The sequence below is a fragment of the Halomonas sp. PGE1 genome (assembly GCF_013000985.1).
Classification (GTDB): domain Bacteria; phylum Pseudomonadota; class Gammaproteobacteria; order Pseudomonadales; family Halomonadaceae; genus Halomonas; species Halomonas alkalicola.
Window position 1 is genome coordinate 3,614,943 of record NZ_CP053032.1, and the last position, 14,779, is coordinate 3,629,721.

14 protein-coding genes and 2 pseudogenes are annotated in these 14,779 nt (G+C 69.4%); 6 read left to right on the forward strand and 10 right to left on the reverse strand.

Annotation, left to right across the window (positions count from 1 at the left end):
- Positions 1-13: 13 nt before the first annotated feature.
- Positions 14-829, forward strand: a complete 816-nt coding sequence (locus HIR79_RS16910; RefSeq protein ID WP_169959242.1) for a PEP-CTERM/exosortase system-associated acyltransferase — start codon at positions 14-16, stop codon at positions 827-829.
- A 68-nt stretch (positions 830-897) separates the two neighbouring features.
- On the opposite strand, the gene HIR79_RS16915 is transcribed toward HIR79_RS16910, so the two are convergent.
- Positions 898-1,641 (reverse strand): trimeric intracellular cation channel family protein, encoded by a 744-nt coding sequence (locus tag HIR79_RS16915; RefSeq protein ID WP_169959243.1) that lies wholly within the window; start codon positions 1,639-1,641, stop codon positions 898-900.
- A gap of 583 nt (positions 1,642-2,224) precedes the next feature.
- Here HIR79_RS16915 and HIR79_RS16920 point away from each other — a divergent pair.
- Positions 2,225-2,716 carry an NfeD family protein gene (locus tag HIR79_RS16920; RefSeq protein WP_169959244.1) on the forward strand — a complete coding sequence of 164 codons (492 nt, stop codon included), beginning with the start codon at positions 2,225-2,227 and terminating at the stop codon, positions 2,714-2,716.
- A 6-nt stretch (positions 2,717-2,722) separates the two neighbouring features.
- Positions 2,723-3,772 carry an SPFH domain-containing protein gene (locus tag HIR79_RS16925; protein WP_169959245.1) on the forward strand — a complete coding sequence of 350 codons (1,050 nt, stop codon included), beginning with the start codon at positions 2,723-2,725 and terminating at the stop codon, positions 3,770-3,772.
- An 81-nt stretch (positions 3,773-3,853) separates the two neighbouring features.
- On the opposite strand, the gene astB is transcribed toward HIR79_RS16925, so the two are convergent.
- Genes astB through HIR79_RS16950 form a run of 5 tightly spaced genes read right to left on the reverse strand, consistent with a single transcriptional unit; the run spans position 3,854 to position 10,083 of the window.
- The gene (astB, locus tag HIR79_RS16930; RefSeq protein WP_169959246.1) at positions 3,854-5,227 is read right to left on the reverse strand and encodes an N-succinylarginine dihydrolase; all 1,374 of its coding nucleotides are present in this window, start codon (positions 5,225-5,227) and stop codon (positions 3,854-3,856) included.
- The gene (astD, locus tag HIR79_RS16935; RefSeq protein ID WP_169959247.1) at positions 5,224-6,693 is read right to left on the reverse strand and encodes a succinylglutamate-semialdehyde dehydrogenase; all 1,470 of its coding nucleotides are present in this window, start codon (positions 6,691-6,693) and stop codon (positions 5,224-5,226) included. Before astD ends, astB begins: the two co-directional genes overlap by 4 nt.
- Positions 6,693-7,739, reverse strand: a complete 1,047-nt coding sequence (gene astA, locus HIR79_RS16940) for an arginine N-succinyltransferase (protein ID WP_169959248.1) — start codon at positions 7,737-7,739, stop codon at positions 6,693-6,695. Before astA ends, astD begins: the two co-directional genes overlap by 1 nt.
- Positions 7,739-8,827, reverse strand: coding sequence for an arginine N-succinyltransferase (locus HIR79_RS16945; protein WP_110068818.1), 1,089 nt, complete (start codon positions 8,825-8,827; stop codon positions 7,739-7,741). The genes astA and HIR79_RS16945 overlap by 1 nt, the downstream gene beginning before the upstream one ends.
- A 41-nt stretch (positions 8,828-8,868) precedes the next feature.
- A complete protein-coding gene (locus HIR79_RS16950) occupies positions 8,869-10,083 on the reverse strand; it encodes an aspartate aminotransferase family protein (RefSeq protein ID WP_169959249.1) in 1,215 nt (404 codons plus the stop codon).
- 191 nt (positions 10,084-10,274) lie between these two features.
- Here HIR79_RS16950 and HIR79_RS16955 point away from each other — a divergent pair, with 191 nt between their 5' ends.
- Positions 10,275-10,901 (forward strand): class I SAM-dependent methyltransferase, encoded by a 627-nt coding sequence (locus HIR79_RS16955; RefSeq protein ID WP_169959250.1) that lies wholly within the window; start codon positions 10,275-10,277, stop codon positions 10,899-10,901.
- Between the two features lie 3 nt (positions 10,902-10,904).
- On the opposite strand, the pseudogene HIR79_RS16960 reads toward HIR79_RS16955, so the two are convergent.
- A pseudogene (locus HIR79_RS16960) lies at positions 10,905-11,819 on the reverse strand (GlxA family transcriptional regulator); the annotation flags it as partial.
- Between HIR79_RS16960 and HIR79_RS18850 the strand changes: the two are divergent.
- Positions 11,700-12,116 (forward strand): annotated as a pseudogene (locus HIR79_RS18850) (hypothetical protein); the annotation flags it as partial. The pseudogenes HIR79_RS16960 and HIR79_RS18850 sit on opposite strands and share 120 nt — an antisense overlap.
- Here the strand turns inward: HIR79_RS18850 and HIR79_RS16965 are convergent.
- Both HIR79_RS16965 and fabV read right to left on the reverse strand, forming a co-directional pair.
- Positions 12,095-12,310: a hypothetical protein gene (locus tag HIR79_RS16965; protein WP_169959252.1), complete on the reverse strand. Its 216-nt coding sequence runs from the start codon at positions 12,308-12,310 to the stop codon at positions 12,095-12,097. The pseudogene HIR79_RS18850 and the gene HIR79_RS16965 sit on opposite strands and share 22 nt — an antisense overlap.
- A 67-nt stretch (positions 12,311-12,377) precedes the next feature.
- Positions 12,378-13,583, reverse strand: coding sequence for an enoyl-ACP reductase FabV (gene fabV, locus HIR79_RS16970; protein ID WP_169959253.1), 1,206 nt, complete (start codon positions 13,581-13,583; stop codon positions 12,378-12,380).
- A 168-nt stretch (positions 13,584-13,751) separates the two neighbouring features.
- On the opposite strand from fabV, the gene HIR79_RS16975 reads away from it, so the two are divergent.
- The gene (locus tag HIR79_RS16975) at positions 13,752-14,141 is read left to right on the forward strand and encodes a DUF7079 family protein (protein WP_110068824.1); all 390 of its coding nucleotides are present in this window, start codon (positions 13,752-13,754) and stop codon (positions 14,139-14,141) included.
- A gap of 127 nt (positions 14,142-14,268) precedes the next feature.
- Here the strand turns inward: HIR79_RS16975 and HIR79_RS16980 are convergent, their stop codons facing one another.
- Positions 14,269-14,754 carry a glutathione peroxidase gene (locus HIR79_RS16980; protein WP_169959254.1) on the reverse strand — a complete coding sequence of 162 codons (486 nt, stop codon included), beginning with the start codon at positions 14,752-14,754 and terminating at the stop codon, positions 14,269-14,271.
- Between the last annotated feature and the right edge of the window lie 25 nt (positions 14,755-14,779).

A 14,779-nucleotide genomic window follows, 5' to 3' on the forward strand; every position in this document is an offset into this window, starting at 1 on the left:
AGGAACTAGCCTGATGGCCCAAACTCAGACATCCTGGAAGAACCGCGAGGCCACAGACCAGCTACTGGCTCGTTTCGTGAAGGAGTTCAGATTTTGCCTCGCCACATCCCCCCAGGATAAGAAGCGGATCTTCCGGCTTCGTTATGACGTCTACTGCGAGGAGCTGGGCTACGAGGAGCCTGCGGACAGTGCCAACGGCCTGGAGTTCGACGCCTATGACCAGCATGCAATCCACTGTCTCATCGAACACCGACGCACCGGACTGACGGCGGCCTGCACTCGGCTGGTAATGCCGAACCCCTCTCTCCCGGCCCCACTGGACAGGCTACCCTTGGAGACCTATGGCGGCCAAAGTCTCACTCACCCCGTCCTGCACCCTGAACGACTCGACAAGGCCACCTACTACGAGATTTCTCGTCTTGCCGTGGCCAGGATCTTTCGTAGCCGAATCCAGGATACGGAGGTTCCAGGTATCACGACCAACCCACATGAGTTCAGTGCCTCAGAGCGCGAGACATTCCCCTTCCTGGTGAGCGGCCTGTTCCTGGCCGGCTACGCGCTGGGCAGGATGTCAGGCAAGGAGATTGCCTTTGCCATGATGGAACCGAGACTCCCTCGGCTTCTCGCGATGGCTGGGTTCCACTTCACGAAAGTGGGAGAGACGATCGAGTTCCATGGCCAGCGAAGCGCCTACTGCATTACTCGCGAGCAGGCAGACGCCGGCATGCAGCTCGCGCTGGCCCCACTCTACCGCCATATCCAGGAAGTCCTTGGCCCTCAACTAGAGCGGGTCCTCCACGGCGAAAGCACCCGGGTGTCTGCCGTCTAGCGCCGGCCCGGGAGTCAGCATCCCCATCCAGCAAAGTTCCATCATGGTCCGGACGGGGCATGTACCTCTCATAGCTTGTTCGGCCGGCGCCTCGACTGCTCCGGCCGGATCATCCTGACCCGCACCTTGGGGCGCGGCACGGCGGGTGGCGCCGCACCTTCACCGGTCTCCTCGCCGGATGGCGGCGGAGGCGTAATGGTCACCCAGGCGAAGGTGGGCAGCGCCAGCTGCCAGTAGATGGCGGCGAGGCGCAAGCCCAGGGTCACCAGCAGCGCCAGGGCAATGGTCAGGGTGCCCGGTGCGGAGAGGGCGTCCAGCACCACGTAGGTGATGCCGCCGGCGATGGCCGCCGTGGCGTAGACCTCCTGGCGCAGCACCATGGGCACCCGTCGTGCCAGCACATCCCGCACCATGCCCCCAGCTACCCCGGTCAGCATCCCCATCAGCACCGCGACCACCCCGGGCGCCTCGAGCAGCAGCGCCTTGTGGGTGCCGATGACCGTGAACAGCGCCAGACCGAAGGCATCGGCTACCGGCAGGAAACCCCGGTTGAGCCGATGGATATAGTGGAAGCAAAGAATCGAGAGCCCCACGGTGGCCATGATGACCCACAGGTAGGTGGGGTCGGTGACCCAGAAGACCGGCCGCACGCCCAGCACCAGGTCGCGCAGGGTGCCGCCGCCGATGCCCGTCACCGCTGCCAACACCAGCATGCCGAAGGGGTCCATGCGGGAGCGGCAGGCGAGTATCACCCCCGACAGTGCAAAGACGATCACCCCTGCCATGTCCAGCCAGTAGATCAGACCGCTCACCGTTGCTTGCCTCCCGACGAATCAATAGCAAATGGGCGACAGCATAGCCCAATTTTCACCCATCGAGGCCTTCTCGGTCAGGCGCAAGCGTCGACGGCGGCGCTAACGCGAGCAGGCGGCCCAACGGCCGCCTGCGAAGCGTGGCAATACCCGCCGCGGGTGGTCAGTCGACGCTGTGGCCGTGGGACTCGAGCCAATCGCGCAGGAAGGCGATCTCCTCCTCCTGGGCGCGATTCGGGGGCGCGTCTCGGCAATGGCGTGGATCTCCTCCTTGCGGTTCGGCTGGCGCGTCTGTCGATGGGTCATGGTGGGGCTCCTTGCAGAGGGTTCGCTTGGTCGGTGACATTCACACTCTAGAACCTGTGGGCCGCCCAAAGGTCAAGGGGGATGGCCGCGTCCGTTGGAACCCTGACCGCCGCCGGGGTTCCACAGGCCTTCCCCCGGCGGGCATGGCCCACGGGGCCTCAACCGAGTACCCTGGGGGAGCGGCCTGGCGGCATGCGTCCAGATCCCCCCTCGTCGCCCGCCGCGTCTCTGGGCCACTGCGGTCCGGTCTCCCACTCCCGAGCCACTGGAACGCCCCATGGACTGGAATCCCGCCGTCATCTGGCTGATCGTCGCCCTGCTGCTGGGCCTTGCCGAGCTCACCACCGGCGGGCTGGTGCTGCTGGCGCTCGGCATCGCCGCCGCCCTGACCGCCGGCCTCGCTGCCCTGGGGCTGCCGCTTCCCTGGCAGCTGCTGGGCATGGGCCTCTTCTCCGGGGTGCTGGTGCCACTTGCCATCTGGGTGATCCGCCCCCGGTTCTCGCCCCGCGGCGTGGCCTACGGCACCACCGGTACCGGGGTGGAGAAGGGCCACACCTATACCACCCTCAAGCGCGACTTCGACGGCGCCAGCGGCATCAAGATCAACGGCGACTTCTATCGCCTGCGGGTCGCCGCCGACGAGGAGAGCGGCAAGACCGACCTGCCTCCCGGCACTCGGGTCATCTTCCAGGCCTTCGATGGCACCACCGCCATCGTGACGCTGGCCTCTCCAGCGCCGGTCTCCGGCGCCACCCACGACAAGGAGTAATACCCAATGGATCTTCCCGTCAGCCCGGGGCTGATCATCGCCCTGATCGTCGTCGTCATCGGCATCCTGATCATCGCCAAGGGGCTGGTGATCGTGCGCCAGTCGGAGGTGATGGTGATCGAGCGCCTGGGGTCGTTCAACCGGGTGCTGGAGAGCGGCATCAACATCATCGTGCCTTTCATCGACCAACCCCGCGCCATCACCATGATCCGCTTTCGCAAGATGGGCGAGGAGTACCACGCCGTCACCAGCAACGAGGCGCGCATCGACCGCCGCGAGACGGTGATGGACTTCCCCGGCCAGCCGGTGGTGACCACCGACAACGTCACGGTGAATATCAACGGCGCCCTCTACTACCAGATCATCGACCCGAAGCGCGCCGTCTATGAGGTGGAGAACATGAGCCAGGCGGTGGAGGTGCTGGCCAAGACCACCCTGCGCTCGGTAGTCGGCAAGATGGAGCTCGACAAGCTGTTCGAGTCCCGCGCCGAGGTCAACAACGAGATCCAGGCCGCCATGGAGGAGGCCGCCTCCAAGTGGGGGGTGAAGATCTCCCGGGTCGAGGTGCAGGACATCGCCATGCCCGAGGAGGTGGAGTCCGCCATGCGCCTGCAGATGGCCGCCGAGCGCAAGCGCCGGGCCACCGTCACCGAGGCCGAGGGCGAGAAGGCGGCCGCCATCGCCATGGCCCAGGGCCAGCGCGAGTCGGCGATCCTCAACGCCCAGGGCGACAAGGAGTCCGCCATCCTGCGCGCCCAGGGTGAGCAGGAGTCGATCAAGCTGGTGCTGGGCGCCATCGGCGACAGCGAGGAGAACAAGCGCACCGTGGTGGGCTACCTGCTCGGCCAGAGCTACATCAAGGCGCTGCCGACCATGGCCAAGGAGGGTGAGCGCGTCTTCGTGCCCTACGAGTCCTCGGCGCTGCTCGGCTCCATGGGCATGTTCCGCGAGATGGCCGGCTCCCCGGAGGACGCCGTGGCTAGCCACCTTCAGGCCAGCGGCAACCGCAGTAGCCTGCGCGGTGGCGTGGTGGGCGGAGCGGCCAGCGGCGGCTGAGCACCTCTCTTCATCACCCCCTCACCCATGACGACATCGGCCCGCCATCTGGCGGGCCGATGTCGTGGGGGCCGGCAGCCCTCACCCCAGCTGGAAGGGGTAGACGCTGCCGATCTCGAGGATACCGCTCAGTTCGTCCAGGGCGACGAGGGTCTCCCGGGCCAGGGCCGGGTCGGCGAGGTCCTCGGGGGCGAGACGATCGCGGTAGTGGCGCTCGACCCAGGCGGTAAGCTCGCCGTGCAGGGCGTCGTCGAGCAGCACCCGGCCGGCCAGCGCCCCGCGCTCCTCGGCGCCGAGCACCACCCGCAGGCGCAGGCAGGCGGGCCCGCCGCCGTTGCGCATGCTCTGCTTGACGTCCTTCACCACCACCTCGCCGATGGGGTTGGCCCCGGCCAGCAGGTGGTCCTGGACCGTCCGCCACACGCTCGCGTTCTCCTGGCACTCCCCGGGCACCACCAGGGTCATGGAGCCGTCGGGGTTGGAGAGCAGCTGGGAGTTGAAGAGATAGGAAGAGACGGCATCCTCGAGGCTCACCGCCTCGAGGGGGATGCGCACCGGGATCAGCGGCGTGCGCATGCGCTCGCGCAGCGCCTCGAGGGTGCCCGCCTCGTCGAGGAAGGCCATCTCGTGATAGAGCAGCACCGGGCCGTTGCCCACCGCGATGACGTCGTTGTGGAACACCCCGGCGTCGATGGCCTCGGGATGCTGCTGGGCGAAGACCGTCTGCGACTCGGCCAGGCCGTGCTGGCGGGCCACCGCCTGGCTCGCCTCCAGCGTCTGGCGCGCCGGGAAGCGCTTCGGGGCCGGCAGGGTCTCGCTGCCCCAGCCGAAGGCCTCGCGGCCGTAGACGAAGAGGTGAACGCCGGCGTCACCGTGGCCACCGGCCAGGCGCGTATGGTTCGCCGCCCCCTCGTCGGAGAAGGCCGGCGTCGCCGGCAGCGCCGGGTGGTGGGCGAAGCGGGCCTCGTCGCGGAAGATCGCCGCCAGCACCCGGCCGGTGGTGGCTGGCTCCAGGAAGCGATGGAAGCTCGACTGCAGGTTGGCCGGGGTGAAGTGCACCCGGCCATCCGGCGCGTCCGGGCTGGGCGTCACCGTGGCGGCATTGGCGGTCCACATGCTCGAGGCGGAGCAGACCGCCCGCAGGATCTGCGGGGCATCGCCGGCGGCCCGGGCCAGCACCCGCTCGTCGCTGCCGGTGAAGCCCAGCGCCCGCAAGGCGCCCAGGTCGGGGCGCTGCTGGGGCGGCAGCACCCCCTGGAGATAGTCGGCGTCCATCAGCGCCTTCATCTTGGCCAGCCCCTGCAGGGCGGCCTCCCGGGGGTTGGCCACCAGACCGCCGTGGCTCATCGAGGCGACATTGCCCAGCGCCAGGCCCGCGTAGTTGTGGGTCGGCCCCACCAGGCCGTCGAAGTTGACCTCGCGGTAGTCGCGATCCGGTCTCTGCTGGTCGTTCACAGGCTCACCCCCGGCGGCAGCTGATCGGGCAGGTGCAGGTCCTCGCTCTCCATGGAGGCCACCGGATAGGCGCAGTAGTCGGCCGCATAGAAGGCGCTGGGGCGATGGTTGCCGCTATCCCCTACCCCGCCGAAGGGGGCATCGCCGGAGGCGCCGGTGGTCTGGCGGTTCCAGTTGACGATGCCGGCGCGGATGCGCAGCAGGAAGTCGTCCCAGTCGGCGCGCTCGCCGCCGATCAGGCCGGCGGCCAGGCCGTAGCGAGTGGCGTTGGCCAGGGCGATCGCCTCGTCCCAGTCGCGGTAGCGCTGCACCTTGAGCAGCGGGCCGAAGTGCTCCTCGTCGGGCACCTCAAGGCCGGTGACGTCGATCAGCCCCGGCGAGAGGAGGCTGGTGTCCTCCTCCAGGCGCTCCATGCGCGCCAGCACCGTGGCGCCGAGTTCCTCCAGCGACGCCTGGGCGGCGAGCAGCCCATCGGCCGCCGCCACGCTGACGAGGCCGCCGTAGAAGGGGGCGGGCTCGCTGAACGGGCCGGCCACCCGCAGCCGCGAGACGGCGTCGCTGAGCGCGTCGAGCAGGTGGTCACCCACCGGCCCCTCGGGCACGATCAGCCGCCGGGCGCAGGTGCAGCGCTGGCCGCCGGAGAGGTAGGCCGACTGCAGGATGGTGAGCACCGCGGCGTCCTGGTCGGGCACGTCCTTCACCACCAGCGGGTTGTTGCCGCCCAGCTCCAGGGCGAGGATCTTGTCCAGCTGGCCGGCGAACTGTCGGTGCAGCATGCCGCCTACCCCGGCGCTGCCGGTGAACAGCAGGCCGTCGATGCCCGGGACGGCGGCAAGCGCTTGCCCGGTCTCCACGGCACCCTGCACCAGGTTGATCACGCCGGCGGGCAGCCCCGCCTCCAGCCAGCACTGCAGGGTGAGGTCGGCGGTCAGCGGGGCCTGCTCGCTGGGCTTGAAGACCACGCAGTTGCCCGCCAGCAGCGCCGGCACCATATGGCCGTTGGGCAGGTGGCCGGGGAAGTTGTAGGGACCGAACACCGCCATCACCCCGTGGGGGCGATGGCGCAGCACCGCCCGGGCATCCCCCAGGTCGCGCTCCCGCTCGCCGGTGCGCTCCTGGTAGGCGCGCAGGGAGAGCGCCACCTTGCCGATCATGGCGCCCACCTCGGTGCGCGACTCCCACAGCGGCTTGCCGGTCTCGTGGGCGATGGCCGCGGCCAGGTCCTCGCGATGGCGCTCCAGCACCTCGCGGAAGCGTTCCACCAGCGCCTGGCGCTCGGCGAAGGGGGTGCGCGCCCAGCCGGGGAAGGCCGTGCGGGCGGCCGCCACGGCGGCCGCCACCTGGGCCGGGCTGGCGGCACGCCCCTCCCAGAGTCGCTCCCGGGAGACCGGGTCGTGCTTGGTGAAGGTCCGGCCCTCCCCGGCCTGCCAGATACCGCCCACCAGCAGCTCTCGTCTCGCCTTCATCAGCCTTCCTCCTCGCTATCCAGAATCCGCAGGGTGGCGCCGGCGTCCACCTCGAGCCGCGCCGCCTCGCCGGGCGCGAGCCTGAGCACGCCCGCCGCGTCGGGGCCGCGCCCCACCCAGGCGGCGCGGAAGTCGGCCATGCCGGTGGTGGCGGCCAGCCAGCGCGGCCGCGCGCCCTCATCGCTCAGCGTCGGGTCGATCTCGGCCCGACAGTGCCGGGAGAGGCGCACCCCGCGCACATCGTCGATGTAGGCCTCGACGGTGGGGCCGCCATCGAAGATGTCGATGTAGCCCTCCCAGCGCAGCCCCTCCTTCTTGAGCATGGCCAGGGCCGGGCGGGTCTGCTCGTGGACCCGACCGATGCAGGCCCGCGCCTCCTCGGAGAGGAAGGGGGTATAGATCGGGTACTTGGGCATCAGCTCGCCGATGAAGCTCTTCTGGCCCAGCCCGGTGAGCCGGTCGGCCTCGTCGAAGTCCAGCGGGAAGAAGTGGCTGCCCAGGCAGTGCCAGAAGGGGCTCCTGCCCCGCTCGTCGAAGACCCCGCGCATCTCCGCCAGCACCTTGGCGGGGAAGCGGTCGCGGAACTCCGCCATGAACAGCCAGCGCACCATGGAGAGCAGCGCGCCGTTGCGCTGGTGGCGGCGGTCGCCGCCGCGGTACTCGGGGCGCAGGAAGAGCGAGGCCACCTCGGCATCGCCGGTGTGGTCGGAGCACAGGAAGAGGCTGTCGATGGTGCGATGCAGGTCGAGCTGCACCGAGGAGTGGGCCAGGGTGCCTACCCGGTAGTGGTAGAAGGGCACCTCGCGCCCCACCTCGCCCTCGATGGCGCAGCAGCCGGCCAGGTGGCCAGTGGCCTCGTCCTCCAGCACGAAGAAGTAGTTGCGCTGGTCCGGCGGCACACGCTCCTCGAAGGCGTTGATCGTGGCGGCGATCTTGGCGGCCAGGAACTCGCGGTTGTCGGGCAGCGAGGTGAAGCCCACGCCGGTCTCCCGGGAGAGCGCCTGCAGCTCGTCCAGGTCACCCTCGGCGATCGGTCGAATACGCATCACAGCTCTCCCTCGTCGTAGCCCGGGTCGCGCTCCTCGGCGCCGTCGTCGCCCATGCCGGGCAGCGCGAGCGGCGCGGCCAGCACCGCGCGCCCCTCCTCCACGCCGAGGCGCTCGGCGTGCTCCGGCGAGAGCATCAGCTGGCCGGTGGGCGACAGCGCATAGCGCGCCACCACGCAGCAGAAGTCACCGAGACGCTGGTTGGCCACCATGGCCGGCTCCGCATCCGGCAGGGCGTGGGCCGGGCGGATGCGCACCGGGTGCCAGGCGGCGCGGCGGAAGGTCTGCAGCCGCTCGCGCTCGGCCTTGATCACCGGCCCGGCATCGAAGATGTCCACGTGACGCGAACGCAGGAAGCCCTCGGCCAGCATCTCGGCCAGCGCCCCCTCATGGTCGGGATGCTCGCGGCCGATGGCGGCCCGCGCCTGGGGGGTGAGCAGCGGCAGGTAGAGCGGGAACTGCGGCATCACCTCGGCGATGAAGCTCTTGGAGCGGATGCCGGCCAGGGTGTTGATCTCCTGGTAGTCGCGCATGAAGAAGTGGCGCCCCACGCTGTTCCAGAACGGCGACTCACCGGCGCCGTCCAGGAAGCCGGGGAAGGCCATGGCCAAGAGGCCGGCGAAGCGCTCCGGGTACTGGGCGATGAACATCAGCCGCGCGCGGCGCAGCAGGCTCTCGGCGCTGGTGCCCCGGTAGCGGGGGTCCAGCGAGTAGGCACATAGCAGGCTCGCCTCGGAGACCTCGTGGGAGAGCGCCAGGGTCTGCACCTCTCGGCGCACGTTGAGCTGCTGGGAGGCGTGGATCAGGGTCTCCTGCCGGTAGGTATAGTAGGCGTCCCGGGCGCCGGCCTGGGCGCGGATGGTAGCGGTGCCCACCGCCTCGCCGCGCTCCCGGTCCTCGAGCACGAAGGTGTAGTGCTCATCGCCGGGGAAGGCCACCTCGGCGGTGAAGGCCTGGCGGGAGCGGGCGATGCGCTCCTCCAGGCGATCGCGATGGGCCGGCAGGTTGGTCAGCTGCGGCACGGCCATGCCGGCCAGCCGCTCCAGGGCGGGCAGGTCGGCGGGCACAACGGGGCGAACGACCAGCATGGCGGGGTCTCCCTCGGATGACAGGGGGCCGGCGGGCCGGCTCACTGACCGGCCACGAGCCGAGCGATGGCGCGCTCCAGGCGCGCCATGCCCTCGGCGATGTCCGCCTCGGGGATCACCAGCGAGGGCGCCATGCGCAGCACGTTGGGCCCGGCGACCAGCGCCATCAGCCCCTCCTCCACCGCCAGCGGCAGGATCTCGGCGGCGCGCCCCTCGTAGTCGGCGGACATCACGGCGCCGATCAACAGGCCCATGCCTCGGATCTCGCCGAACACCCCGTGCCTGTCGTTGATCGCCTCGAGGTGCTCGCGGAACAGCGCATGGCGGCGCTTCACGCCTTCCAGCACCTCCGGGGTGTCGATGAACTCCACCGCCGCCAGGGCCACCGCCGAGGCCAGCGGGTTGCCGCCGTAGGTGGAGCCGTGGGTGCCGAAGGCGAAGGCCGACGCCACCCGGTCGCTGGCGAGCATGGCGCCCACCGGGAAGCCACCGCCGAGCGACTTGGCGCTGGTCAGGATGTCCGGGGTCACGCCGAGCTGCTGGTAGGCGTAGAGGGTGCCGCTGCGGCCCACGCCGGTCTGCACCTCGTCGAAGATCAGCAGGGCGTCATGGGCGTCGCACAGCGCCCGCAGGCCGGCCAGAAACTCGGGGTCGCCCGGCAGCACGCCGCCCTCGCCCTGCATCGGCTCCACCATCACCGCGCAGGTGTCGTCGTCGATCAGGTCGCGCACGCTGTCGAGGTTGTTGTACTCACCGTGGACGATCCCCCCCGGCACCGGGCCGAAGCCCTGGGCATACTTGGGCTGGCCGCCCACGCTGACGGTGAAGAAGGTGCGGCCGTGGAACGACTGGGTGAAGGAGACGATGCGGTTCTTGTGCTCGCCGAAGTGGTCATGGGCCCAGCGGCGGGCCAGCTTGAGGGCCGCCTCGTTGGCCTCGGCGCCCGAGGAGCAGAGGAACACCTTGTCGGCGAAGGTGCGCTCCACCAGGCTGCGGGCCAGCTTGAGGGCCGGCTCGTTGGTGTAGACGTTGGAGACATGCCAGAGCTTGCCGGCCTGCTCGGTGAGGGCCTTCACCAGCACCGGATGGCAGTGGCCCAGGCCGTTGACCGCGATGCCGCCGGCGAAATCGATGTACTCGCGCCCGGCCTGGTCCCACAGGCGGCTGCCCTCGCCGCGTACCGGGATCGCCTGCTGGGGGGCGTAGTTGGGCACCATGTAGCGGTCGAAGTCGGCGCGGGTCGGGGTCTGGATCATGTCGCTTGTCCTTTACGAAGTGCTTTGCGGAATGCTTTGCGGAATGCTTTGCGGAAAGCTGGGCGAAAAAGGTGACGTCGTAGCGAATACCCCACCGAGTATAGGGAGTCGCCCTGCCGGATGCTTTCATCGATGGGACAGGGAGTTGTGAAAAAGGCTAGGCTGAGGTCGATGCCTCGAAGGATCCGCCCATGTTCAATACCACCGCCTGGAACCGCCTGCGCTACAGCCTCTACGCGCCGCTCTATGACGCCGTGGCCGAGCGCGCCTTTCGCCGGGCGCGGCACCGGTCGCTCGACCAGGTGACCTGGCAGCCGGGGATGCGGGTGCTGCTGGTGGGCGCCGGCACCGGGCTCGATCTGCCCTGGCTGCCGCGGGATGTGGAGATTCACGCCACCGACCTCAGCCCGGCCATGGTGCGGCGCATCGAACGCCGCGCCGAGGCGCTGGGCATGGACGTCCAGGCCGCGGAGATGGACGGCGAGGCGCTCGCCTTTCCCGGCGAGCACTTCGATGTGGTGGTGATGCACCTGATCGTGGCCGTGATGCCAGACCCGGCACAGGGGCTGGCCGAGGCTAACCGGGTGCTCCGGGGCGACGGCCAGCTGTGCGTGATGGACAAGTTCCAGGCCGATGACCGCCCCGCGAGCGCCGCCCGGCGCGCCCTCAACGCCCTGACCAGCGCCATCGCCACCGACATCACCCGCCAGGCCCGGCCGCTGCTGGAAGGCGCCGGCTTCACCATCGAGCAGGACACCCCGGTGATGATGGGCACGCTGTTTCGGGCCCTGCTGGCACGCCCGACACGGCCTCGCTGACGCTCAGCCCAGCCGCTCCTCCCGCGGGGTCAGGCCGAAGTGGTTGCGGTAGGCGGTGGAGAAATGCGCCGCCGAGGAGAAGCCGGTCAGCATCGCCACCTCCCCCGCCGGGTGCTCGCTCTCGCGCAACAGCCGCCGCGCCCGCTGCAGGCGCAGGTCCAGGTAGTAGCGGCTGGGCACCGCCTGCAGGTGCTTCTTGAACAGCCGCTCCAGCTGGCGCCGCGAGATCCCCAGGTGCTCGGCCAGCTCGGCGGTGGTCAAAGGCTCCTCCACGTTGGCCTCCATCAGCGCCAGCGCCTCCGCCAGGCTCTCGGGGACGCCGCCCAAGGGCTGGCCGGACGGCTCCTCGCCCATGCGCACCCGCTCCAGCACGAAGTGGGCCGAAACCCGCTCGGCGAGCTGGCTGCCGTGCTGGCGCCCGATGAGGGTCATCATCATGTCCAGGGCCGCGGTGCCGCCGCCGCAGGTCAGGCGCTCGCGGTCGATCTCGAACGGCTGCCGGGAGAGCCGGATGCGCGGATGGGCGCGACGTACCGCCTCGAGGTGCTGCCAAGGCACCGTGGCCCGGTAGCCGTCCAGCAGCCCGGCGCGGGCCAGCAGCTCCGCCCCTCCGCCGATCCCCGCGATCAGCCGTCCCGGTATCGCCAGCTCGACCAGCCGCCGCCGCAGGGCCTCGTCGGCCGCCTGGGCACCGGGGGCGCACACCAGCAGCATGTCCAGGTCGGCGGCGGCCGGGGCTAGGCCAGGTTCAGCAGGACCAGACTCAGCCAGACCAGGTTGAGCCAGACCGGGTTGAGCCAGACCAGGCTCAGACAGACCAGGCTCAGACAGACCGGGTTGAGCCAGACCAGGCTCAGACAGGCCGGGTTGAGCCAGACTCAGCTCGGCCAGCAGCCGCTGGCCGGAGGCGCTGGCGACCGGCTGCACCGCCGCCCCCAGAGTGACGAGGCGATAGAGGGGCGCGCCGGCGAGCTGGCCGGCCACCGTCAGCGGTTCGGTGGCGCAGGCCTGGGCCAGCAGCGAGAAGCCGGGCAGCACCAGCACGCCGACTCGCCGGGAGGGCGACGACGCAGGCGGGGGTGGCGAGGGCTCGTGCATGGGCGGGGCCGGCAGGAAAGGGGGCCCTCATCTTACCCAAGCAGAAGGCCGGGCGCTAAGGCCCGGCCGGCAGGGAGTCTCGAGACGGAGAAGGGCTACTGGGCGCTGCCGCTGTAGATCAGCATGGCCGCCACCAGCAGGCCCAGCACCACGATGATGGTGGGCAGCAGGCGCTGCATCGTCTTGGGCGGCGGCTTCTTGGCCTCGGGCTGCTTGGCATCCGGCTCGGGGTCGTCGAAGTCCTCGGGTTCCAGCACCTCCTTGAGATGCTCGAGTTCCTCTTCCGGTGTCTTGCTCTCTCTGGTGTCCATGAGATCCTCCAGGGTCGATAAGCCACCGCGTCACAAACCCGTCATCCCGACCGGACTCGCGCGCTCCTTACAGTGTCACGACATCGAATTCCACGTCCGGGTTCACATCGGCCTCGTAATCGACGTCATCGCGCTCGAAACCGAACAGCTTCAGGAACTCGTGCTTGTAACCAGCATAGTCGGTGATAGCGAAGAGGTTCTCGGTGGTCACCTGGGGCCAGAGGTCCTTGCACGCCTGCTGCACGTCGTCGCGCAGCTCCCAGTCGTCCAGGCGCAGGCGGCCGGCGTCGTCGGTGGCCATCTCGCCACTGTCGGCGCCATACAGCCGCTCGCCGAACAGGCGGTTGAGCTGCTCGATGGTGCCCTCGTGCAGGCCCTTCTCCTTCATCACCTTGTAGACCATGGCGATGTAGAGCGGCATGACCGGGATGGCCGCACTGGCCTGGGTCACCACCGACTTGAGCACCGCCACGTTGGCGCCGCCGCTGGTGGCCGCCAGGCGCTTGTCGATCTCGCCGGCGGCGCGGTCCAGGTCCTCCTTGGCCTTGCCCAGGGCGCCATGCCAGTAGATCGGCCAGGTGATCTCGGTGCCGATGTAGCTGAAGGCGACGCTGCGCGCGCCCGGTGCCAGTACGCCAGCACGGTCCAGGGCGTCGATCCACAGCTCCCAGTCCTCGCCGCCCATCACCGCCCTGGTGTCCTCGATCTCCTGCTCGGTGGCGGGCTCCACCTCGGCCTCGATGATGGTGTCCTTGTTGGTGTCGATGGCGGTGGCGCGGTAGGTCTCGCCGATCGGCTTGAGGCTGGAGCGCTTGAGCTCGCCGGAGTCCGGCAGCTTGCGCACCGGCGAGGCCAGCGAGTAGACCACCAGGTCGACCTGGCCCAGGTCCTGCTTGATCAGCTCGATGGCGGTCTCGCGGGCCTCGTGGGAGAAGGCGTCGCCGTTGATCGACTTGCTGTAGAGCCCCTCGGCCTTGGCGAACTTGTCGAAGGCGGCGCTGTTGTACCAGCCGGCGGTGCCCGGCTTCTTCTCGCTGCCCGGCTTCTCGAAGAACACGCCCAGGGTGTCGGCACCGTAGCCGAAGGCGGCGGTGATGCGGGCCGCCAGGCCGTAGCCGCTGGAGGCCCCGATCACCAGCACCTTCTTCGGGCCGCGGGCCTTGTCCAGGCCGCGAGCGCGGGTCGCCTCGATCTGCTCGAGCACGTTCTTCTCGCAGCCGACGGGGTGGGTGGTGGTGCAGATGAAACCGCGTACCTTGGGCTTGATGATCACGTCAGACCTCGCTGTTGGTCATTGTCGGGCCGGCATGCCGCCGTCCCGCTGTCATGGAGTGGCAATCGCCCTATTCTAGCGGTCACGCCGGGCGCTGTCCGCCCTTGAGCCCGCCACGCGCCTGGGGCAGGATGCACCTCCGGGCGCATTGCCACGAGGAGGATCCCGATGAATGCACAGGCCCTGGTCGATGAACGCGGCGAGCTGTGGCTGGCGCTGGCCCCGCTGTGGCTGGAGCGCGAGCCCGGCGAGCGCGACTATGCGCACATGATCGAGGTCATCGAGCGCCACGACCTGACGCTGAAGGAGCTGGAGTGGATCTTCCGCCTGGAGCTCGCCCCGGTGCTGGGGCGCCAGCAGATGTCGATGGTGGGCGAGTGGCGCCGCTTCGACGACTACAAGCTGATGAAGCAGCTGGTGGCCCACAACCTCCGGCTCACCGGATGGCGCCGCACCAGCTGGATGCTGTTCTCGGGGCTGACCACCATGATGACGCGGCATCGCTGGAACGAGCTGATCGCACGCCTGATGGTGGAAAGGGGCGAGACACCCCCATGATGACTCGTCTCTCCACACACCCTGCTGGAACGAGCTGATCGCACGACTGATGGTAGAAAGGGGCGAGACACCCCCATGATGACTCGGCTCTCCACACACCCTGCTGGAACGAGCTGATCGAGAGCCCCTACCCTTCGTCCAGGGCCAGCTCCAGCGCCTCGCGCAGCACCGCTTCGCCGTCGCGCGGTGCGAAGCGGCGGATTACCCGGCCATCCCGGCCCACCAGGAACTTGGTGAAGTTCCACTTGATCGCCGTGGTGCCCAGCACCCCGGGGGCGGCCTTCCTGAGCTCCACGAACAGCGGATGGGCCCCGCCGCCGTTGACCCTCACCTTCTCCATCAGCGGGAAGCTGACCTGATACTCCCGGGCGCTCAGGGTGCAGAAGTCCAGCGCCGACTCCGGCGACTGGCGACCGAACTGGTTGCAGGGAAAGCCGATCACCGTGAAGCCCCGCTCGCGATAGCGGCGGTAGAGACGTTCCAGCTCGCGCAGCTGGGGGGTGTAGCCACAGCGGCTGGCGACGTTGACGATGAGCAGCACCTGGCCGCGCAGCGCGCCGAAGTTGAAGGGCTCGCCCTGGGCGGTGCGGCACTGATGATCGTGGAGGGACATGCGCGCGCCTTCATGGTCGATGACC